Source organism: Trueperella sp. HMSC08B05 (assembly GCF_001808405.1).
Classification (GTDB): Bacteria; Actinomycetota; Actinomycetes; order Actinomycetales; family Actinomycetaceae; genus Trueperella; species Trueperella bernardiae.
Window position 1 is genome coordinate 114039 of sequence record NZ_KV793272.1, and the last position, 20456, is coordinate 134494.

At 66.8% G+C, this 20456-nt stretch carries 20 protein-coding genes; 6 read left to right on the forward strand and 14 right to left on the reverse strand.

All coding sequences use genetic code 11. From position 1 onward, the window contains the following. Positions 1-151 precede the first annotated feature (151 nt). A complete protein-coding gene (locus HMPREF3167_RS08480) occupies positions 152-3883 on the forward strand; it encodes a multifunctional oxoglutarate decarboxylase/oxoglutarate dehydrogenase thiamine pyrophosphate-binding subunit/dihydrolipoyllysine-residue succinyltransferase subunit (RefSeq protein WP_070446449.1) in 3732 nt (1243 codons plus the stop codon). A gap of 84 nt (positions 3884-3967) precedes the next feature. Beyond that, positions 3968-4555, forward strand: coding sequence for a GDSL-type esterase/lipase family protein (locus HMPREF3167_RS08485; protein ID WP_082661162.1), 588 nt, complete (start codon positions 3968-3970; stop codon positions 4553-4555). Between the two features lie 53 nt (positions 4556-4608). Here the strand turns inward: HMPREF3167_RS08485 and HMPREF3167_RS08490 are convergent, their stop codons facing one another. The 14 genes from HMPREF3167_RS08490 to HMPREF3167_RS08550 form a co-directional block, all read right to left on the reverse strand. Then, entirely contained in the window at positions 4609-5322 is a 714-nt protein-coding gene (locus tag HMPREF3167_RS08490) for a C40 family peptidase (RefSeq protein WP_070446451.1), read from the reverse strand. A 48-nt stretch (positions 5323-5370) separates the two neighbouring features. Continuing rightward, positions 5371-5598, reverse strand: a complete 228-nt coding sequence (locus tag HMPREF3167_RS08495; protein ID WP_070446453.1) for a hypothetical protein — start codon at positions 5596-5598, stop codon at positions 5371-5373. A gap of 4 nt (positions 5599-5602) precedes the next feature. Then, positions 5603-5677 (reverse strand): 50S ribosomal protein bL37, encoded by a 75-nt coding sequence (locus HMPREF3167_RS10225; protein WP_099981265.1) that lies wholly within the window; start codon positions 5675-5677, stop codon positions 5603-5605. Positions 5678-5735: 58 nt separating this feature from the next. Further along, a complete protein-coding gene (rsrA, locus tag HMPREF3167_RS08500) occupies positions 5736-6029 on the reverse strand; it encodes a mycothiol system anti-sigma-R factor (protein ID WP_062613425.1) in 294 nt (97 codons plus the stop codon). Further along, positions 6029-6628, reverse strand: a complete 600-nt coding sequence (locus tag HMPREF3167_RS08505; RefSeq protein ID WP_070446454.1) for a sigma-70 family RNA polymerase sigma factor — start codon at positions 6626-6628, stop codon at positions 6029-6031. Before HMPREF3167_RS08505 ends, rsrA begins: the two co-directional genes overlap by 1 nt. Positions 6629-6681: 53 nt before the next feature. Continuing rightward, positions 6682-7848, reverse strand: a complete 1167-nt coding sequence (locus HMPREF3167_RS08510; protein WP_070446456.1) for an N-acetylglucosamine-6-phosphate deacetylase — start codon at positions 7846-7848, stop codon at positions 6682-6684. After that, the gene (gene nagB, locus HMPREF3167_RS08515) at positions 7845-8621 is read right to left on the reverse strand and encodes a glucosamine-6-phosphate deaminase (protein WP_062613422.1); all 777 of its coding nucleotides are present in this window, start codon (positions 8619-8621) and stop codon (positions 7845-7847) included. The genes HMPREF3167_RS08510 and nagB overlap by 4 nt, the downstream gene beginning before the upstream one ends. A gap of 16 nt (positions 8622-8637) precedes the next feature. Then, positions 8638-9309 carry an N-acetylmannosamine-6-phosphate 2-epimerase gene (locus HMPREF3167_RS08520; RefSeq protein WP_070446458.1) on the reverse strand — a complete coding sequence of 224 codons (672 nt, stop codon included), beginning with the start codon at positions 9307-9309 and terminating at the stop codon, positions 8638-8640. Continuing rightward, entirely contained in the window at positions 9310-10236 is a 927-nt protein-coding gene (locus tag HMPREF3167_RS08525) for an ROK family protein (RefSeq protein ID WP_070446460.1), read from the reverse strand. Positions 10237-10245: 9 nt separating this feature from the next. Further along, positions 10246-11160 carry a dihydrodipicolinate synthase family protein gene (locus HMPREF3167_RS08530; RefSeq protein ID WP_062613419.1) on the reverse strand — a complete coding sequence of 305 codons (915 nt, stop codon included), beginning with the start codon at positions 11158-11160 and terminating at the stop codon, positions 10246-10248. A gap of 9 nt (positions 11161-11169) precedes the next feature. Continuing rightward, positions 11170-11973, reverse strand: coding sequence for an ABC transporter ATP-binding protein (locus tag HMPREF3167_RS08535; protein ID WP_062613418.1), 804 nt, complete (start codon positions 11971-11973; stop codon positions 11170-11172). Continuing rightward, the gene (locus tag HMPREF3167_RS08540; RefSeq protein WP_062613417.1) at positions 11970-14051 is read right to left on the reverse strand and encodes a dipeptide/oligopeptide/nickel ABC transporter permease/ATP-binding protein; all 2082 of its coding nucleotides are present in this window, start codon (positions 14049-14051) and stop codon (positions 11970-11972) included. Before HMPREF3167_RS08540 ends, HMPREF3167_RS08535 begins: the two co-directional genes overlap by 4 nt. 3 nt (positions 14052-14054) lie before the next feature. Then, positions 14055-15008 carry an ABC transporter permease gene (locus HMPREF3167_RS08545; RefSeq protein WP_062613416.1) on the reverse strand — a complete coding sequence of 318 codons (954 nt, stop codon included), beginning with the start codon at positions 15006-15008 and terminating at the stop codon, positions 14055-14057. A gap of 133 nt (positions 15009-15141) precedes the next feature. After that, a complete protein-coding gene (locus HMPREF3167_RS08550; protein ID WP_062613415.1) occupies positions 15142-16722 on the reverse strand; it encodes an ABC transporter substrate-binding protein in 1581 nt (526 codons plus the stop codon). A gap of 64 nt (positions 16723-16786) precedes the next feature. Here HMPREF3167_RS08550 and HMPREF3167_RS08555 point away from each other — a divergent pair, with 64 nt between their 5' ends. The 4 genes from HMPREF3167_RS08555 (at position 16787) to rsgA (ending at position 20453) form a co-directional block, all read left to right on the forward strand. Continuing rightward, the gene (locus HMPREF3167_RS08555; RefSeq protein ID WP_062613414.1) at positions 16787-17548 is read left to right on the forward strand and encodes a FadR/GntR family transcriptional regulator; all 762 of its coding nucleotides are present in this window, start codon (positions 16787-16789) and stop codon (positions 17546-17548) included. Between the two features lie 166 nt (positions 17549-17714). Next, positions 17715-18182 carry a DoxX family membrane protein gene (locus HMPREF3167_RS08560; RefSeq protein WP_062613413.1) on the forward strand — a complete coding sequence of 156 codons (468 nt, stop codon included), beginning with the start codon at positions 17715-17717 and terminating at the stop codon, positions 18180-18182. Continuing rightward, positions 18179-19450 (forward strand): 3-phosphoshikimate 1-carboxyvinyltransferase, encoded by a 1272-nt coding sequence (gene aroA / locus HMPREF3167_RS08565; RefSeq protein ID WP_070446462.1) that lies wholly within the window; start codon positions 18179-18181, stop codon positions 19448-19450. The genes HMPREF3167_RS08560 and aroA overlap by 4 nt, the downstream gene beginning before the upstream one ends. Further along, entirely contained in the window at positions 19437-20453 is a 1017-nt protein-coding gene (rsgA, locus tag HMPREF3167_RS08570) for a ribosome small subunit-dependent GTPase A (RefSeq protein WP_070446464.1), read from the forward strand. Before aroA ends, rsgA begins: the two co-directional genes overlap by 14 nt. Positions 20454-20456: the final 3 nt, after the last annotated feature.

Below are 20456 nucleotides of genomic sequence, written 5' to 3' on the forward strand. Positions count from 1 at the left end.
AATCATCACGGGAGTTTTCTTGACGCTAAGAGATTTTGACCGGCGAAAACACCCCGATTTGAGGCCAGTTTTGGGACTTTGCTCCCCCGTGCGAAAGAAAGATCACTAGGCTTGGATACATCGGTCATCCAACGAACAAGTGAGGCAGACAGTGTCGTCAACCAACTCCGATGATTTTGGCGCGAACCAGGGTTTTATCGAAGATCTTTACGCGGCATACCTTCAAAACAAGGACGGGGTCGGCCCCCAGTGGGCCGAGATGTTCCGTAGCTGGGAAGCACAGGGCCGCAAGCCTGCGGGCGCGGCGAGCGAGGCCGGCGTCGTGAACGCCCCGGAGCCGAAAAAGGAAGTGACGCCCGCCCAGCGCGCCGTCCACTCCCAAGCCGATCGCGCTTCCACCCCCACCACGAACGTCACCCGTTCCGACCTGCCCCCGCAACCGCGCGCCGCGGCCGCCCCCGCCATCACCCCCTACGCCACGTCCTACTCCCTCCGCCCGGCCAGCGCCGAAGCGGACATGGACCCCAAGGCCAAGGACGTCACGGCCCTCAAGGGCGGGGACCGCGGGCTGGCGAAGAACATGGACGCCTCACTGTCCATCCCCACCGCCACCTCGCTGCGCGCCATGCCCGCGCGCGTCATGTTCGACAACCGCGCCGTCATCAACCGTTACCTCGCGGCCACCCGCGGCGGCAAGATCTCCTTCACCCACCTCATCGCCTACGCCATGGTCGAATCGCTGGCCGAAATGCCAGAGATGAACGTGGCCTACTCGATCGAGGATGGCAAGCCGTCCCTGGTCGAACCCAAGCACGTCAACCTGGGCATCGCGATCGATGTCGCCAAGCCCGACGGCACACGCACGCTCGTCGTTCCCTCAATCAAGGCCGCCGAGACGAAGACGTTCTCCGAGTTCGTGGCCGCCTACGAGGAGCTGGTAGACCGCGGGCGCGCGGGCAAGCTCACGATCGAGGATTACCAAGGCACCACCGCCACACTCACCAACCCCGGCGGGCTCGGCACCACCGAATCCGTGCCGCGCCTCATGGTCGGCCAGGGGCTCATTGTGGGCGTCGGCTCCATGACCTACCCGCCCGAATTCCAGGGCACCGCCGATGAGACGATCGCCCGCCTGGGCGTGTCGAAGGTGGTCCACATCGGCTCCACCTACGACCACCGCGTCATCCAGGGCGCCACCTCCGGGCGCTTCCTGCGCCTCATGGAAAACAAGTTGCTCGGCGAGGATAGCTTCTACGAGCGCGTCTACCTCTCGTTGCGCGTGCCCTACACGCCCGTCGTGTGGGAAAAGGACATCGAGTACGACGCCGAACGCGAACTCGGCAAGCCCGCCCGCATCGCCGAACTGATCCACGCCTACCGCTCGCGCGGCCATCTCATCGCGGACACCGACCCGCTATCCTTCCACCTGCGCCGCCACCCGGACCTGGAGATCGGCTCCTACGGGCTCAGCCTGTGGGACCTCGACCGCTCCTTCCCCACCGGCGGCTTCGCCGGCACCAGCCACCTCACGCTACGCCAGATCCTCACCAACCTGCGCGAGGCCTACTGCCGCACCGTGGGCATCGAGTACATGCACATCCAGGACCCGGTCCAGCGCAAGTGGTTCCAGGAACGCCTCGAGCGCACGCCTGAGGCCACCACGCCCGAACAACGCGTGCGGATCCTCGAAAAGCTCAACCAGGCCGAAGCCTTCGAGGTCTTCCTCCAAACCAAGTACGTGGGACAGAAGCGCTTCTCGCTCGAAGGCGGCGAGTCCCTCATCCCGGCCCTCGATTCGATCCTGGACGGCGCCGCCGACGACGGGCTGCACGAGGTCGCCATCGGCATGGCCCACCGCGGCCGTCTCAACGTGCTGACCAACATCGCCGGCAAGTCCTTCGGCCAGGTCTTCTCCGAGTTCGACGGGGTGATGGACCCGCGCAAGCCGGGCTCGGGCGACGTCAAGTACCACCTCGGCACCGAGGGCACCTACACCTCCGCCCGCGGCGACCAGGTGGGCGTATACCTCGCCGCGAACCCGTCCCACCTCGAGGCAGCCGACGGCGTGCTCGAGGGCGTGGTGCGCGGCATGCAGGACCAGCTCGACGACGACGGCGGCGCCGTGGTCCCCCTCCTCATTCACGGCGATGCGGCCTTCTCCGGCCAGGGCGTGGTCACCGAGGTGCTCAACCTCTCCCAGCTGCCCGCCTACCGCACCGGCGGCACCATCCACATCATCGTCAACAACCAGATCGGCTTCACCACCGCCCCGTCGAACTCGCGCTCCTCGCGCTACACCACCGACATCACCAAGGGCCTGCAGCTGCCAATCTTCCACGTCAATGGAGACGACCCGGAGGCCGTGTGCCGGATGGCCCGCATGGCCTACGACTACCGCATGCAGTTCAAGAAGGACGTCATCCTCGACATCATCTGCTACCGCAAGCGCGGCCACAACGAAGGCGACGACCCGTCGATGACCCAGCCGATCATGTACTCCCTGGTGGACGAAAAGCGCACCACGCGCCAGCTATACCAGGAGGCCCTGCTCGGCCGCGGCGACATCTCTGACGAGCAGGCCGCCAAGGTGGAGGACGACTTCCACGCCCTACTCGAGAAGGCGTTCCAGGACGCGCGCGAGGCGGAGAAGAAGGCCGAAAACGACGAGGCCGACGCCGCCGACGCGCTCGGCATGCCCGCCTCCCAGCAGGAGGACGCCGGCACGATGGTCGGCTGGACCACCGCCGTCTCCCCCGAAATCCTCCAGCGCATCGGCCGGGCCCACACCACCCCGCCGGAGGGCTTCACCCCGCACAAGAAGATCATGGCGCTGTTCGACAAGCGCAACAAGATGGCCCACGAAGGCCACATCGACTGGGGCTTTGGCGAACTGCTCGCCTTCGGCTCCCTCCTCATCGAGGGCGTGCCCGTGCGCATGTCCGGCCAGGATTCGCGCCGCGGCACGTTCACCCAGCGCCACGCCGTGGCCCACGACCTGGTGACGGGCGAGGAGTGGACGCCGCTCATGGGCCTGACCGAAGACCAGGCGCGGTTCAAGATCTACGACTCGGCCCTCTCCGAGTACTCGATCATGGCCTTCGAGTACGGCTACTCGGTGCAACGCCCAGACGCGCTCGTGCTGTGGGAGGCCCAGTTCGGCGACTTCGCCAACGGCGCCCAGACCGTGGTGGACGAGTTCATCTCCTCCGCCGAACAAAAGTGGCACCAGACGGCGTCGATCGTGCTGCTGCTCCCCCACGGCTACGAGGGCCAGGGCCCGGACCACTCCTCGGCCCGCATCGAGCGCTACCTGCAGCTGTGCGCGGAGGACAACATGATCGTGGTTCAGCCCTCCACCCCGGCAAACTACTTCCACATGCTGCGCGAACAGGCCTACCGCCGCCCGCGCAAGCCCATGATCGTCTTCTCCCCCAAGCAGCTCCTGCGCCGCAAGGGCGCGGACTCGATGGTGGAGGAGTTCACCTCGGGCACGGTGCAAAAGGTGATCGGCGAGACCCAGGAGCTCGGCACCGTGGATCGGGTGCTGCTGTGCACCGGAAGGATCTACTACGACCTCATCGAGGAGCGTGCCAAGAAGGGCGATGACCGCACCGCGATCATCCGCGTCGAGCAGCTCTACCCCAACCCGGTGGAGGAGCTTCGCGCTGAGCTCGACAAGTACCCGAACGCCGAGGTGTTCTGGGTGCAGGACGAGCCCGCCAACCAGGGCGCCTGGGCGCACTTCGCGCTCGACATGTTCGTGGAGCTCGACCGCGGTATCACGCGCATCTCGCGCCCGGCCGCCGCCTCGACAGCCGCGGGCATGATCGGCCGCCATCGTATCGAGGCCGAGGAGCTCATGCGCCAGGCCTTCGCGCGGTAATGGCGCGATAACATCGAGATATTGCCGACCACGTGGCCCCTGCCTTCGGGTGGGGGCCACGTACTCTATAATGGGCGTGTGAGCATCCGAGTATTCTTCGTAGGCGACGAACTGGTGGCGGGCTACGGCGATGCCCGCGCCCTGGGCTGGGTGGGGCGCACCATCGCGCGCTCCCCAAGCGACCCACCCCTCATGCCGATCTCGCTCGCCTATCCCGGCGAAACCACCGACCGGCTGGTGTCACGCTGGGAGGCTGAGGTGCTCCCCCGCCTCGATCGCGACGCCGACAACCGCCTGGTGGTTGGCCTCGGTTCACACGACCTGTCGGTCACCTCAACTTCGCGCTCTCGCCTGTACCTGGCCAACATGCTCGACACGGCCGTGCGCCGGGGCATGAGCCCCTTCGTGGTGGGCCCGCCGCCGCGGCTCAACATCGCTGCCCGCGACCAGGCCGAGCTCACCCGGGCCTTTTCCGAGGTGTGCGAGAGGCGCCAGATCCCATTCGTCGACACCTACAATCCATTGCGCGATCACGAACAGTGGCTGACTGACATGGCCACCTCCGCCGACTCCTACTGCCCCCGCCAGGCCGGCTACGGCCTCATGACCTGGCTGGTGCTCCACAAGGGCTGGCACCGCTGGCTGGGCATCGAGCCGCCCACGGCCGACTAGCACGTTGAAAGGGGGAGCGCGGATCGCGCTCCCCCTCTTCAGTTCAGTGCGTCTTAGCCGACGCGGATGTAGATCGGGTTACCGTAGATCGGCCCCTCCATGACGCCCGTGGCAGGGTTGCGGGCCGCGATGTGCTGGCCATTGCCGGTGTAGATGCCCACATGGCCGGGCCACCACACGAGGTCACCAGGCTGGGCCTCCGCGGCGGAGACCTGCTGGCCGGCGTACAGCTGAGAGCCAGACGAGCGCGGCAAGGAGATGCCGGCTAGCGCGTACACGTAGGAGGTGAAGCCCGAACAGTCAAAGCCGGCGGGCGACGTGCCGCCGTAGACGTACGCGGAGCCGGCGTAGGAACGCGCGATTCCCACAATGCCGGAGGCTGCCGGGGCGGGGGCCGCGGCAGGCTCTGCGTAGGTGGCTTCGGTCGCCGCCTCGGAGGAGTCCGCGCGGGCGGTCTGCGCGGCCTGGGCGGTCTGCGCGGTCTCGACGGCCGGCGCGGCAACGGCCGGGCTCTCGGCCTCAACAGTCACGGCCTCGAACTGCCACTCACCCTCGGCGGTGGTGGCCAGCGACGCGGAGGAAGCTTCAGGGGCAACGACCGCAGGGGCAACGGCCTCAGGCCGGGCCGCCGGCTCGGCCTCGGTATCAGCGAAAGCGATAGGGGCAACCATACCCACCATGGTCGATGCCGCGAATGTGGACGCGGTGGTGATGCGAGTAGCGGAGTGGTTGCGCTGCTTGATCACGCGACGATCGGCACGAGACATGAGGCTCCTTGTCAGACAATCATTTGATAACGAAACCATAACAAAGGATCACAGCAGGATCACACCATCGTCCACACCTGTGGACGACTTCACAGGCCCGCCCGCGGGCGAATATATGCTGGCCGATTGAAGAGTTTTGGACGATTCCGGGCCGATCTGCTCATATACGAAGATCACCCTGGAATCGTCCAGTAAATTCAAACCGGCGGCAAGCCGGCAGGAAACCCGGCGGAGAAACCCGGGCAAAAAGAAATGGCCGGAGACAACTCCGACCATTTACCTAGGCGTTGGGGCGCTTGCCGTGGTTCGCACTCTTCTTCTTGCGATCCTTGCGCTTCCGTCCACGCTTCGACATGTTTACTCCTCCGGTAGATAGGTCTCAAGTGTATCTTTTCAGCCGGTATCCTACCAACCTACTCGCCAACGATGTGTGTGATCTTCGTACGCAAAGACTCGGGCGCCTCCTGGGAGCAGCACCCGCGGCGGATCACCTTGCGCACCACGATCTCCTCCTCGATCCTCGCCGCGCACGCCCTACACGTGGCGCCGTGGCGGAGAAGGCGGCGGGCGTCATCGTCGGAAATCTCGTCATCCACCAGCTCGAAGAGGTGGTCGAGCACCTCCTCACAGCCGCACTGGGCGCACGTGCACTCCCCGTGGCAGGTGCAGGCCTCGAGTTTGGACATGAGCTCGTCAAACTCCTTCATCACACGTTCTCCTTGACATATCCCAGATCGCGCGCGTAGTCGCGCAGGGCCTCACGCAACTGGGTGCGGCCCCGGTACAGGCGTGACATGACGGTCCCGATCGGGGTGCCCATGATGTCCGCGATCTCCTGGTAGCTAAAACCCTCCACGTCGGCCAGGTAGACCGCCGTACGGCGCTCGTCCGAAAGCTGGTCGAGTGCCTGCCGGATATCCTCGTTCGGCAACAGTTCAAGCGCGAGCATCTCGGCGGACTCCAGCCCGCGCGAGTGGTGGAACGAGGCCTTGTATTCCTGCCAGTCCTCCACCTCGGCCGCGGCCTCCTGGGGCCGGCGTTGGCGCTTGCGATAGGAGGAGATGAAGGCGTTGTTGAGGATCCGGTACAGCCACGCCTTGAGGTTGGTGCCTGGCGTGAACTGGTGGAAGGAGGCGAAGGCCTTGGCGAAGGTCTCCTGGACGAGGTCCTCGGCGTCCTGCTGGTTGCGGGTGAGCCGCAGGGCTGCGCCGTAGAGCTGGTTGAGGTAGGGCATCGCGTCGCGCTCAAAGCGGGCGGTGCGCTCCTCGGGCGTCTCCTCGACCGTCATGGCATCTCCTCCATCCATCACCGGGGCAAACGCACAGGGCGCCGCGGTCTATTCCCGCGGCGCCCTGTGAGCTACCTTGCTACGCCCTCCCGGACGATCGTGGTGACCTCCAGGTCTTCGGTGAAGACGACGGCATTCGCCGGCTCCCCCACCTTCCACTCGAGGGTCACGCCCGGGTCGGCTTGGGTCAGCCCGACGGCGTGGGCCGGGGCTCCCACCCCGCACCGCACGGCGTCCTCCATGTCGAGGTACCCGCCGCGGACCATCCGCTGGACCTCCTCGGCCACGCGAGCAGTGCCGCCCGCAATGGCGCCGTTGCGCGAAAGCCGCGCGACGCCGTCGACAATATCCACATCCTGCCCGCCGAGCACGTACTTGCCGTCCGGCATGCCCGCACCTTCCATCGCGTCGGTCACGAAGACCACGCCGAGCGGGTTCTCTCGCTGGATGAAGGTAACGACGTCGGCGACCAGGTCGGGGTGGACGTGGACCGTGTCGGCCACGAGCTCGACCACCGCCTCTCCCCTGCGCGCCGCCGCCATGAGCTCGCGGACCGGGCCCGGGGCGCGGTGCCCGAGCGGGGGCATCGCGTTGAACAGGTGAGTGGCCATCTGCGGCGGCTTAGTAAAGCCGATCTTCGCGGCGTAGGCCGAGGTGGCCTCGATGACCGCGCGGGTCTGCTCTTCGTCGGCCGAGGTGTGACCCCACGAGGGCACGGCCCCGTAGTCGAGGAGCAGCTGGGCGGCCTCGATGGCGTTGTCCACCTCAGGCGCGATCGTCATCGTCTTAATCCAGCCCTTGCCGGCCTCGAGCCACCCACGCAGCTCATCCAGATCCGGCATACGGATCGCGGCCGGGTTCTGGGCGCCACACTTGGCGGGCGAAATGTAGGGGCCCTCCAGGTGGATGCCCACCAGCTTGCCCTCCTCGCACGCTTGCGCCAGCCCCTTGATCGGGGTCAGCGTGTCAATGAGCGAGACGGTGGAGGCGATGAGCGCCGTCGTGCCGAAGGAGCGGTGGGCCTCGACGGCCTTATCCACGCCCTCGGCGCTCGGGTCGTCGGGGAAGGAGGCCCCGCCGCCGCCGTGGCAGTGGACGTCGATAAAGCCCGGTGTCACCCAGCCCTCCACGCCCTCCTCCACGGGGAAGACCTCGGCCACGACGCCGTCCTCCAAGCGCACGCCCGAGCCGACGATCTTGCCGTAGCCGTTAAGGAGCTTGCCGCGAAGCTCGATCACTTGAGGACCTCCCAGCGCGTGCGGTACATGTCGGTGTTCGTCAGCTTCGAGGCGGCCGCCTCGTCACAGAAGACGACGACCGACGGGTGCATCTGCGTGATCGACGCCGGGCAGGAGGCCGAGATCGGGCCCTCCACCATGCCGGCGATCGCGTCGGCCTTGTTCTCGCCGAGAGCGATGAGGAGCAGGTGCTTGGCCTCCATGATGGTGCCCAGGCCCTGAGTGACGCACTTGTCCGGCACCAGGTCAAGGTTGCCCTCGAAGAAGCGGGCGTTGTCCTTGCGGGTCTGGTGGGTCAGCGCGTCCACGTGCGTGCGCGAGACGAGCGAGACGCCCGGCTCGTTGAAGCCGATGTGGCCGTTGGCGCCGATCCCCAGGATCTGCAGGTGTACCCCGCCGTTGTCGCGAATGTCGGCGTCGTAGGCCTCGGCCGCCGCGTACGGATCGTCGGCCTGACCGTTCGGCGTGTGGAGGTTGTCCTCCGTCAGGCCCGTTTTTTCATCCCCCACGAGCTCGGTACGCAGCACGTTGCGGTAGGCCTCCGGGTGGGCCGGGTCGATGCCGACATACTCATCGAGCGCGAAGGCCTTCGCGTCCGCGAGCGTGAAGTCGCCAGTGGCGTGGGCCTCGCGCAGCTGGGCGTACAGCCCGAGCGGGGTGGAGCCCGTAGCGACGCCGAGGTTCTTCGGCTCGGCGCCCTTCATCGTGTTCATCAGGTAAGCGGCGGCAGCCTTGGCAAGTTCCGTCTCGTCGCTGAAAATTCCGATCTGCATGTTTCTTCTCGCTTTCTTAACTGATGGCATCTGCAAACCACGACGTGATCGTGGTCGGGTGGGTAATGGCCGTGCCGACGACGACCGCGAAGGCGCCCGCGTCCATGACGGCCTTGGCGTGCTCGGGCGTGTGAACGCGGCCCTCGCAGAAGACCGGCAGGTCGGGGAAGGTGGTCACGATCTCGCGCAACAGCTCGAGGTCCGGGCCCACACTCTTCGGGCGCTCGCCCGTGTAGCCGGACAGGGTGGTCGACAGGATGTCGGAGCCAGCCTCGGCCGCCATCACCGCGTCGTCAAACGAGCCGCAGTCGGCCATGACGAGGGCGTCGTCCTTCTTCAGCTCGGCCACCGTCTCGGCGTAGGTGCGCCCGTCAGGGCGGGGGCGGCGGGTGGCGTCGATCGCCACGATGTCCGCACCGGCCATGATGCAGGCGCGCGCGTGGCGCAGGGTGGGGGTGATGTAGACGCCGTCGTGACCCTCTTTCCACAGGCCGATGACAGGCACGTCCACCTGCCCCTTGATAGCGGCGATGTCTGCCAGGCCCTGGCAGCGGATCGCGGCGGCGCCACCACGCTCGGCCGCGAGCGCGATCTGTGCCATGGTCTCAGGGTGGCGCATAGGCTCGCCCGGGTATGCCTGCGCGGAGACGATCAGGCGCCCGCGCAGCGATTCGATGAGCTGATGCATTTAGACTTCTTTCCTCATGAAGTTGATCGCCGCCCCGTACAGGGGCGCGGCGGACCCGAGTTCGCCGAGCTTGATCGGCACGGTGGCGACCGGGTCCATTGCGCGCGCAACAAATCCCGCGTAAACATTTTGCCACCATTCCTCCCCCGAGCGCGTCATCGAACCGGAAAGAACAATGACGGAGGGGTCGATACAGTTGGCAAGCGTGGCGAGCGATTCGCCCGTGGCGTAAGCCGACTCGTTGAAGACGGCCCGCGCCAGCTCGTTGCCGGATTCGGCGAGGTCCTGGAGCTCCTTGCCGTTGGTGACCTCCGGGTCGGCGGCGCCGCGGCGGGAGTTGTACCAGTTCGTGATCCCATGCCCGGAAGCGATGGCCTCAATGTGGCCGGTGCGCCCGCACGAGCAGGGCATGCCCTCGGCCAGGTGGTGGTGGATGTGCCCGTAGTGGCCGGACAGGAAGTGATCACCAAAATCGATCTGGCCATCGCGGATGAGCGCGCCCCCGATCCCGGTGCCGAGCGCCATCGACACCACCGACGTCGCCCCCTTGCCCGCACCCATGACGGCCTCGCCCAGCCCGTGGGCGTGGACGTCGTTGATGACGTGGACGGGCAGGCCCGTGGCCTGGGACAGCATCTCCCCCAGGCGCGTCCCGGCCCATCCGGGCATCGTGTTCGTAGCTGAGACGATCGCGCCCGTGGCCGGGTCGACCACACCCGCGCTGGCGATTCCGATGCCGAGGAGAGAGCGGTTAGCACACGCATCCACCACCATGTCGCGGATGCGCCGTGCCACATCGGCACCGCCAGCGCGAGCGAGAGTCTTCATGGATTGGCTTTCGCCGACGCACAGGTGCTCGGCGTCGGCGAAAGCCCAACCCACCTTGGTGCCACCAATATCGATCGTCAGGATCTCGGCACCAGCCATGGTCCCCTCCTAGTTGAGATGCCCGGTTTCCCGGAGCACGCGGGCCACGGCCTCCACGTTCTCACCCTCAAGAGCGAGGACGGGCTCGGGCATCGTGTTCGTCTCGAACACGCCGAGCAGCATGAGCGCCGTCTTGAAGGCGCCGACGCCGGCCGCGAAGCCCACCTCACCAGAGGCAACCTGGACGATCCGCATGAGGCGGGTCGCCTCATCCTGCAGCTCGCGCACCCGGCCCCAATCGCCGGCCTGGTAGGCGCGCCACTGCTCGACGAAGATGACCGGGTCAACGTTCGCCAGGCCCGGCACCGAACCGTCCGCGTGGGACATGTAGGCGCCGTCCACCACGACCTCGTGCCCGGTGAGCAGGGCCAGGTCAAGGCTCTCCTCGTCACGGGCCTGGGCCAGGAAACGGAAGGAGACGTCGTCGCCGGACGAATCCTTCACGCCCGCCAGCACGCCCTCTCGGGCGAGCTCGAGGATGAGCGCCGGGGCGAGCTTGACGTGCACGCACACCGGAATGTCGTAGGCGAACAGCGGCAGGTCCACCTCCTCGTGGACGAGGCGGAAGTGACGCTTGATCTCCTTCGGGCCCAGGATTGCGTAGAAGGGGGCGGTGGCGACGATGGCGTCGGCGCCGAGCTCCTTGGCCACGCGAGCGTGCTCAATCGTGCGCTTGGTGGTCATGTCGATGACACCGACCAGCACGGGCACGCGGCCCGCCACGATCCGCACGGCGTTCTCGATGACCTCGCGGCGGCGCTCATCGGTGGAGAACACGACCTCGCCGGAGGAGCCGAGGACGAACAGGCCATCGACTCCGGCGTCGATCATGCGGTTAATCGAACGCTCAAACGAGGCGACGTCGAGCGCGCCGTCCGCGGTGAGCGGGGTGACAACGGGAGGGACAACTCCACGGATTTTCATTGGTCTTCCTTACAGTTGAGGATGGAGAAGCGACGGTGCCGCTCCGAGCAGTTTCTTGGTGTAGGGGTCCTTCGGGTTGGCCAGGAGCTCCTTCGCCGGGCCCTCCTCCACGACCTTGCCCTTGTTCATCACCGCAATGCGGTCGGAGATGTAACGCACGGTCTGGATGTCGTGGGAGATAAAGACCATCGCGAGCCCCAGCTCGTTCTTCAGGTCCATGAGAAGGTTGAGGATCTGGGCGCGCACCGACACGTCGAGGGCCGACGTCGGCTCGTCGGCAATGATCGCGTCCGGGCGCAGGGCGAGCGCGCGGGCGATCGCCACGCGCTGGCGCTGGCCACCGGACAGCTGGCCGGGAAGCGCGTCGAGTGCCGACTGCGGCAAGCCCACCTGGGCGATCAGCTCCTCCACGCGGGCGTCACGCTCGGCTTCGGTGCCGATGTCGTGGACGCGCAGCGGGTCGAGTAGCTGGTCACGCACGTGCATGCGGGCATTCAGCGCGGTGGCCGGATCTTGGAAGACGACCGAGACGACGCGCCCGATCTTCCGGCGGTCGGCAGCCGAACGCTTCGTCACCTCCTCACCCTTGAAGAAGACCCGGCCCGTGGTGGCCTCCTGCAGGCCACACATGACGTTCGCGGTGGTGGATTTGCCACACCCGGACTCGCCCACGATGCCGAGCACCTGGCCGGGCATGACCTTCATCGACACCCCGTCCACCGCGTGGACCTTGGTGGGGTTGAAGATAGTGCCGGCGCGGGTCTTGAAGATGACGTGCAGGTCGCGCAGTTCGATGATCGGGGTCTCGCTCATCGTGCTTCTCCCTTCGCTTCAGTGTTCTGCCCCGCCGGGACACCGGGCTGGGCAGGGGCCGGGTAGCCGGCGTCGGTCCAGGCCGAATCCGGGATGGCGGCGTAGTAGTGGTCGCGTCCGGGGATCTCCATGCGCAGCGGCGGGGTGGTGAGCCCGACGTCGGGGTGCGAGGAGCGCGGCGCGAAACGGTCGCCCGCCGGGAAGTCCTTCGGCGACGGGACCGTGCCGGGGACCTGGTGGAGCCTGTCGGCGCCCGCCTCGATCGAGAGCACCGAGCCGAGCAGGCCACGGGTGTACTCGTGGACGGGGTGGGTGAGCAGCTCCGAGGCCGGCGCCTGCTCGACCACCTGGCCGGCGTACATGACCGTGATCTTGTGGGCGACCTCGGCCACGAGGGCCAGGTCGTGGGAGACGAAGACCATCGCAAATCCGAGCTTCTCGCGCAGGTTGTTGAGCAGCTCGATGACCTGCTTTTGCACCGTCACGTCGAGGGCGGTGGTCGGCTCGTCGGCAATGATGAGCTTCGGGTCGCGGGTGAGGGCCATGGCGATGAGCACGCGCTGGCGCTGGCCGCCGGAGAGCTCGTGCGGGTAGGACTCGAGCGTGCGCTTCGGGTCCAGGCCCACCAGCTCCAGCAGCTCCTCGGCGCTGCGGGTGCCGCCGCGCGAGGTCAGCTGCTTCATCTGGCTGCGGATGAGCATGGCCGGGTTGAGCGAGGACAGGGCGTCCTGGTAGATCATCGCCATCTCGTTGCCGAGCAGCGCCTGGCGCTCCTTGGCGCTCATCTTCAGAAGGTCCTTACCCTCGTAGAAGATCTCGCCGCTGATCTCGGCGCGCGGGTCGATGAGGCCCATGACCGTGAGCGCGGTGATCGACTTACCACAGCCGGACTCGCCCACCAGGCCCATCGTCTCGCCCTTGCGGACCGAGAAGTTGACGTGGTCGACCACGTTGATGTCGCCGTGGCGCGGGAACTTGATCGACAGGTTGCGCACCTCCAGCAGCGGCTGGCCGGTGGCGGTGGCGACGAAGCGGTCCGTGCGCTTGGACTCGACCACCTCGAGCTGATCGAGGCGAGCCTTGAGCGATTCGGCCTGGGCGGCGTAGGCGAGGCGTGGGTCGAGCAGCAGCTTGTCCTGCTCGCGGGCGCCCGTGACGGCCTCGACCTTCTGGGCCGACGACGGCGCCGCCACCATCGCGTCGGTAATACCTTCGGACAGGATATTGAGGCATAGCACCGTGAGCATGATGAACAGACCCGGGAAGAGCGCCGTCCACCACATGCCGAGCAACACCGACAGGTTCGACGACGCGTCCGACAGGACGTTACCCCAGGTGGGGACCATCGTGGACTGCAGGCCCGAGCCGATGAAGGTCAGCGAGGCCTCGAGGATGATCGCGTCAGCAACCAGCACGGTGGCGAACACGAGGACCGGGGCGGCCGTGTTGCGGGCCACGTGACGGATGAGGATCCAGGGTGCACGCGCACCGGAGACGATGACCGCGCGCACGTAGTCCTCGCCGTAGGCGCTCATGACGTTCGCACGAACGATGCGGGCCAGCTGCGGGATGTAGACGAAGGCGATCGAGCAGATGATGACGATTACCAGGCCCACCACGTTGTCCGGCTCGAGGCGGCGGGAGAAGACTAGCACCATGACCGCGGCCATTGCGATGCCGGGGACGGCCATGATGACGTCCATGATGCGCATGATCACTTCGCCGATCCACTTGCGCGACACGGCGGCGACCGCACCGATGAGGGCGCCGAAGACCAGTGCCACGAGGGTGGCGGCGATGCCGATGATGAGCGAGAAGCGGCCACCGTAGAGGATGCGGGACAGGATGTCACGGCCCACGTGGTCCGTGCCGAACGGGTGCTCGCCTCCGGGGGCGAGCCACTGGCCGCCCAGCTCGTTGGGGTTGTAGGGGGCGATCAGCGGGGAGAGGAAAGAAATGATGAAGATGAGGATGAGGAACACCATGGCCAGGCGCGCGCCGAGCGACATGTTCTTGATCCGCGAGAAACGGGCTCCGGGCGCCGTGACCTTCTCGAGCTTCTTTTTCTTGGAAGTCATCTGTTACACCGACCTAATACGCGGGTTGATGAGGAGGTAGAGCATGTCAACCACAATGTTGACGATGATGAAGGAGATCGCGACCACGAGCGCGCCGCCTTGCACGAGGTTGACCCAGTTGTTCTGGATGCCGAGGATGAGCACGCGGCCCATGCCCTGCAGGCCGAAGATGATCTCGATGACGACGGCGCCACCCATGAGGTAGCCAACGCGCAGGCCGAGCACGGTCACCGGGGTAATGAGGGCGTTGCGCAGAACATTGCGGCCGATGACGACCGAGCGCGGGATGCCGGCGCCGAGTGCGGTGCGCACGTAATCCCTATCGAGCTCTTCCACCATGGAGGTTCGCACCACGCGGGTCATCTGGCCGATCACGGGGACCGCCAGGGAGAAGGCGGGAAGCAGCATGCGCATGAACCATCCGCCAAAGTCTTCGCTCATCGCGGGCAGGCCACCGGAGACGGGGATCGAACCGCCCACGAAGGCCAGCACCAGGAGGGAGGCTAGCCAGAAGGACGGGGTGCCGATGCAGATCACCGAGAAAACGCGAATGACCTGATCTGGCCAGCGGTCGCGGTAGATGGCGGCGAGGATGCCGAGCGGGAAGGCAACGAGGATAGCGATGATGAGGCCGAAGAAGGTCAGAGACAGGGTGACCGGGAGTGCGCCCATCACCATGTCGGACACGCGGTTGGTTTCGCCGACGCCGTAGATGCCCAGGTCCCCCTGGAACATGTTGATGACATAGTTGCCGTACTGGATAAAGAAGGGATCGTTGAGGCCGTGTGCGACGCGGAACTCTTCCAGCGCCTGCGGCGTCGCGAACTCGCCGAGAGCCGTGTAGGCCGGGTCGATCGGCGAGAGAGACATGATGAAGAAGACGAGCAGGGTCACGCCGATCACCATGATGGGTAGCGCGATCAGGCGCCGCCCGAGAAGTCTGAGCAGATTGTTCATCTGTATTTCCTCTTCCGACGAGGGAGGGCTGAGGTCAGTGCGCACCTATGTGCGCTGGCCTAACTGGCTGAGGGTGCAAAAAGTGGAGGGTAGGCGGAAGGACCTACCCTCCACTCTTTGACTCGAATGGATGTTACTTGACCGAAGCGCCGACAAGGTTGAGGCCGGTGGTGCCAATACCGTGGGCACCCACAACCTTATCCCCGTTGATGCCGGTGATCATCGTGCGGTGGAAGAGCGGGAAGAGCGGAGCCTCATCGGCGATAAGATCCTGCGCCTCGCCCCACAGCTTCTTCGCTTCGTCACCAGAGGCCTGCTCGGCACCGGTCACGATCTCGGAGAGCTTGGCGAACTGCTCGGGCGCGGAGTTGGCCCACTGCGTACGCTTCTGGGTCCACACGTTGTCGCCGTACCACCAGTTGATGATGATGCCCGGGTCGGAACCGAAGACCGACGGATCGCCCGGTGCGAGGGCGACGTCGAAGGTCGGGTTGTCGACGTCGGCGAAGTTCGCGTAGAGGTCACCCGAGGCCATCGACTGAACGTTGACGGTCAGGCCAGCGGCCTCGAGATCCTGGCGGATCTGCGGGGCGAGGTTGGCGATCCACGGGTGATCGGTGGTGATGAGGGTGATCTCCTTCAGGCCGGCGGCTTCGAAGGCAGCCTTAGCCTTGGCCGTGTCATAGGTGAACTGCTCGGCAGCCTCCTTGTGCATCGGGTTGGCAGCGGGCAGGAAGGAGGTGGCAACGGTCGCGTCGCCGCCCATCACGTCGTTGACCAGCTTCGCACGGTCGATCGCGTAGTGGAAGGCCTTGCGGACGTCCTTGTTGTCGAACGGAGCCTTGGAGGTGTTGAACATCAGGAACGGGTTGTTGTAGCCCGGAACCTCGTCCAGGGTCCAGCCGGCGGCTGCGAGCTGATCCTTGGTGGCCGACGGGACGGTCTCCATCACGTCGATGGTGCCACCGAGGGCGGCAGCCAGACGGGCCGCGTCGTCCTTGAGGACATCCCAGTGGATCTTCTCAACGGTGGCGGGCTTGGAGCCATTGTAGTGCTCGTTCGGGACGGCCTCGATCGCGGTGTTGGTGATCGACTCGTACTTGTACGGGCCGGTGCCGATCGGCTTGGCGGTCATCTCTTCCTGCGTGGAGGCCGCGGGGACGATCTTCACATCGACAAAGCGCTCAGCGACGGCGGCGAAGGGGTACTTCGTCTTGATCGTGATCGTCTTGTCATCCTTCGCCTCGACCGAATCGACGAAGCTGAAGAACTGCTTGTAGATCGAGGTGTCGGCCGTCGTGCGGGCATAGGACTCGAGCACGTCAGCCGTGGTGACGTCGGTGCCATCCGAGAACTTCGCGCCGTCGCGCAGGGTGACCTCGTACTCGGTGTCCGAAACCTTGACCGGATCGCCGGCAGCCAGGGCCGGGAAGAGCTCGTAGTTGGACATGTCGAACTCGTACAGACCCTCAACGACGTGCCAGTTCGCACCCATGGCCAGAGCCGAGGAGGTGGTGGACGGATCGTAGTTCGTGGTCTCGTAGGCGACACCCAGGTTCAGCTGACCGGACGGGGCCCCACCTGTGGAGGTGTTCGAATCGGTGGTCCCGGACGATGACGGCGTCTGCGAGCTTCCTCCGCCACAGGCGGCCAGGGCGAGCGTGGTGGCGGCAGCGACAGCCGTCAACTTCGCCCAGCGCTTTGTAGAACGCATGTTGTTTCCTCTCCATTGAGTTAAATGTGAAGCGCCAACGCTTCTCATCGGGTACACTCATCGTATGTTGTCTGACAAGTCCGCGCAAGTGCTTTTAAGTAAGTACTCCCCGACAACGATGCCGGGGAAGAGCGCCATTCCAACCACGAACCGCTCATCAGCCACGATCGATGCCGTCAAGTCCTATATCATCCAACACGACCTCAAGCCCGGAGATCCGCTTCCCACCGAAGCGGCCCTGTGCGAGGCGCTCGGCGTTTCGCGTTCCTCCGTGCGCGAGGCCCTGCGCAAGCTCGAGGCGCTCGACATCATCCGCGTCCACCAGGGCCGGGGCTCCTTCGTGGGCGACATGTCACTCGAGCCGATGGTCGAAACCCTCGTGTTGCGCTTCGCCCTCGACCGGGCCTCGGGCACGGAGTCGCTGCGCCAGGTGGTCTCCACGCGGCGCTTCCTCGACCTGGGCGTCGCCGTTGCGGTAACCACCGCGATGAAAGGCACCGCCAACCCGGAGCTGCACCGGCTGGTTGAGCGCATGGTGGAGAAGGCCTCCCGCGGGGAGCGGTACATGGAAGAGGACAGCGCCTTCCACAACGGGATCATGGCCTACCTGGATAACGAGCTGATCTCCCAGCTCAACGCGGCGATGTGGCTCATCCACCAAACCTTCATCCCCGATCTGGACGTGGAACAGGACGACGGGCTGCTCCAGACCGCGCGCGCCCACGAGCGCATGCTCCTCACGGCCGAGGCCGGCGACGAGGCGGCCTACCGCCAGGCGGTCATCGACCACTACGCCCCGCTCGCCGACATCCTCGAGATGAGCTAACCGCCGCGCGGCACGAAGGCGGACCCGTGGCGAGCCGACAAAGGACGGCGTCGCGCAGGCCGGCAAGGGGCGACGCCGAGCGGGTCTGTTCGCGCGTGATGGCGCTGTGTCCGGACAGTGTCGGCGCGGTCGATTAGACTGGACACACAGACGAACGGAGGACCTCATGCTTTCCACTCTTGCCCGCCCGCTGCTCGCGGCGCCCTTCGTGGCCGCCGGTATCGACGCGATCCGTAAGCCCGCCGGCCACCGTGCCGCCGCCGAACGCATCCTCGGGGTGCTCGAGCGGGCGGGCGTGCCCACGAAGGACATCCCGGTTGACGTGCTGACCCGCGTCACGGGTGCGGTCTTCACTGTTGCCGGCGTTTCGCTCGCGCGCGGGCGCATGCCGCGCTCTACCGCCCTCATGCTGGGCGCGATGCAGATCCCGATGTCGCTGGGCCGCAACCCGTTCTGGGAGCAGTCTGGGCCCGCGCGTCGTGCCTCTCTTTCGGCGCTGGTTGCCGACGCCGGCCTCATCGGTGGCGCCCTCATCGCCTCGACCGACCGGGGCGGCAGGCCCTCGCTCGGCTGGCGCGCCTCCACGTGGGCGAAGGACGTCTCCGAGAACGCCCACATCGGTACCAGCCGGTGACGTGGCCGGCCCCCGCGTCGGGCCCTGCCCACGCCACGTTCTCCATCCCCGGCTCGAAGTCGCTGACGAACCGGTACCTCGTGCTTGCCGCCCTGGGCGATGAGCCGACCGTGATTCGCCACCCGCTGGTGGCGCGCGACACCGAGCTCATGGCCGGCGCCCTTGAGGCGCTGGGCGCGCGGGTGGTGCGCGGCGGCGATGCGTGGCGCGTGGAGCCGGGCCCGTTCCGGGGCGGGCGCATCGAGTGCGGGCTTGCCGGCACGGTTATGCGCTTCATTCCGCCGCTCGCCGCGCTGGCGGGTGATCCCGTGGTTCTCGACGGCGACCGGGCGGCCCGTGTGCGGCCGATGGGCGCGATCGTGGAAGCACTGGGCAGGCTCGGGGCGCGCGTGGAAGCCGGCGAGCACGAAGGCTCCCCCGTTTTGCCACTGACCGTGCACGGGACTGGCCGCGTGGCCGGCGGCCAGCTCGATATCGACGCCTCGGCCTCCTCCCAGTTTGTTTCCGCCCTGCTGCTCGCCGCGCCTCGGATGGAGCGCGGCCTCGACCTGCGCCACGTGGGCGCTAGCCTCCCGTCGGCACCGCACATCGCGATGACGGTGGAGGTCCTACGCGAGGCGGGGATCGAGGTCGTGGACGAGGGGCAGCGTTGGGTGGTCTCCCCCGGCGTACCCAGACTGGGCGAGGTGGCGATCGAGCCAGACCTTTCGAACGCGGGGGCATTCCTCGCCGCCGCGATGGTGACCGGCGGAACCGTGCGCGTGGAGCGCTGGCCGGAGGCGACCACGCAGCCGGGGGATGCCTACCGTCGGATCTTTACCCAGATGGGCGGGCGGGCGCGCCTGGAGGGCGGCACACTGGAGCTGACCGGGCCGGAGCGCATCGTGCCGTTTGATGCCGACATGAAGGACGTGGGCGAGCTCGTGCCAACCGTGGCCGCCGTCGCCGCGTTTGCCGGCGGCACGTCGCGCCTGCGCAACATCGGCCAGCTGCGCGGGCATGAGACGAACCGGCTCGCGGCGCTCGTGACCGAGCTTGGCCGCGCTGAGATTTCGGCCCGCGAGGAGGGCGATGACCTGGTGATCGAAGGCGGGGCCGGGCGCCCCGCCACGTTCGACACGTACGACGACCACCGGATGGCCACGTTCGCCGCGCTCCTCGGGCTACGCCTGGAGGGCTCGCGCGTCCAGAACGTGGAGACGACAGCGAAGACACTGCCGGGCTTCGTTGCCATGTGGGAAGGGGCGTTCGGGCATGTCGAGGCGTGACATCGGCACGGACGACCACCGGGTGCGGGTGCGCCCGGGCAAGGGCTCGCGCCCGCGCACGAAGATCCGGCCCGACTACAGCCAGGCCGCGCGCGCCCGAGTCTACCGGGTGGATCGCGGGCGCTATCACGTCACGCTCGAGGACGGAACAAAGGTGACGGCCGTCAAGGCCAAGGAGCTGGCACGCGGTGCGATCGTGGTGGGCGACATCGTGGCCCTCACGGGCGACCTGTCGGGTCGGAAGGACACGCTCGCCCGGATCGTCCAGGTGGACCCGCGCAAGACGGCCCTGCGGCGCACGGCCGAGGAGTCGGAGGCGGCAGGTACCGAGCGGGTCATCGTGGCGAACGCCGACCAGCTGGTCATCGTCATGGCGCTCGCCCAACCCGAGCCGCGCCCCGGCATGATCGACCGCTGCCTCGTAGCCGCCTACGACGCCGACATGCACCCGATCCTGCTGCTCACCAAGTCGGATCTGGCCAGCCCCCAGGCGCTGCTCGACCTGTATGCCGACCTCGACCTCGACATCTACACCTCCACGATCGACGAGAAGCGCGAGACGTCGGACGTGGGTGAGATTGCCGCTGCGCTAGAAGGCCACGTGTCGGTGCTGGTGGGGCACTCGGGGGTAGGGAAGTCGACGCTCATCAACGCACTCGTGCCGAGCGCCGAGCGCGAGACCGGGCACGTGAACGAGGTGACGGGACGCGGGCGGCACACGTCGACGTCGGCGATGGCCTTCGGCCTCGAGGGCGGCGGCGTGGTCATCGATACGCCAGGCGTGCGCACGTTCGGCCTCGCGCACGTCGAGGCCGAGGACCTGCTGCGCGGGTTCCCGGATCTGCGCGAGGCGGCCGAAGACTGTCCGCGCGGTTGCCCGCACGAGCCCGGCGCGCTCGAATGCGCGCTCGAAGAGGTGGAAGGCGAGCGGCTCATGGCCCGTGTTGAGTCCTTCCACCGCCTGCTCGATTCACGCCAGAAGATGGACCCCCACTGGGCCTAGCCA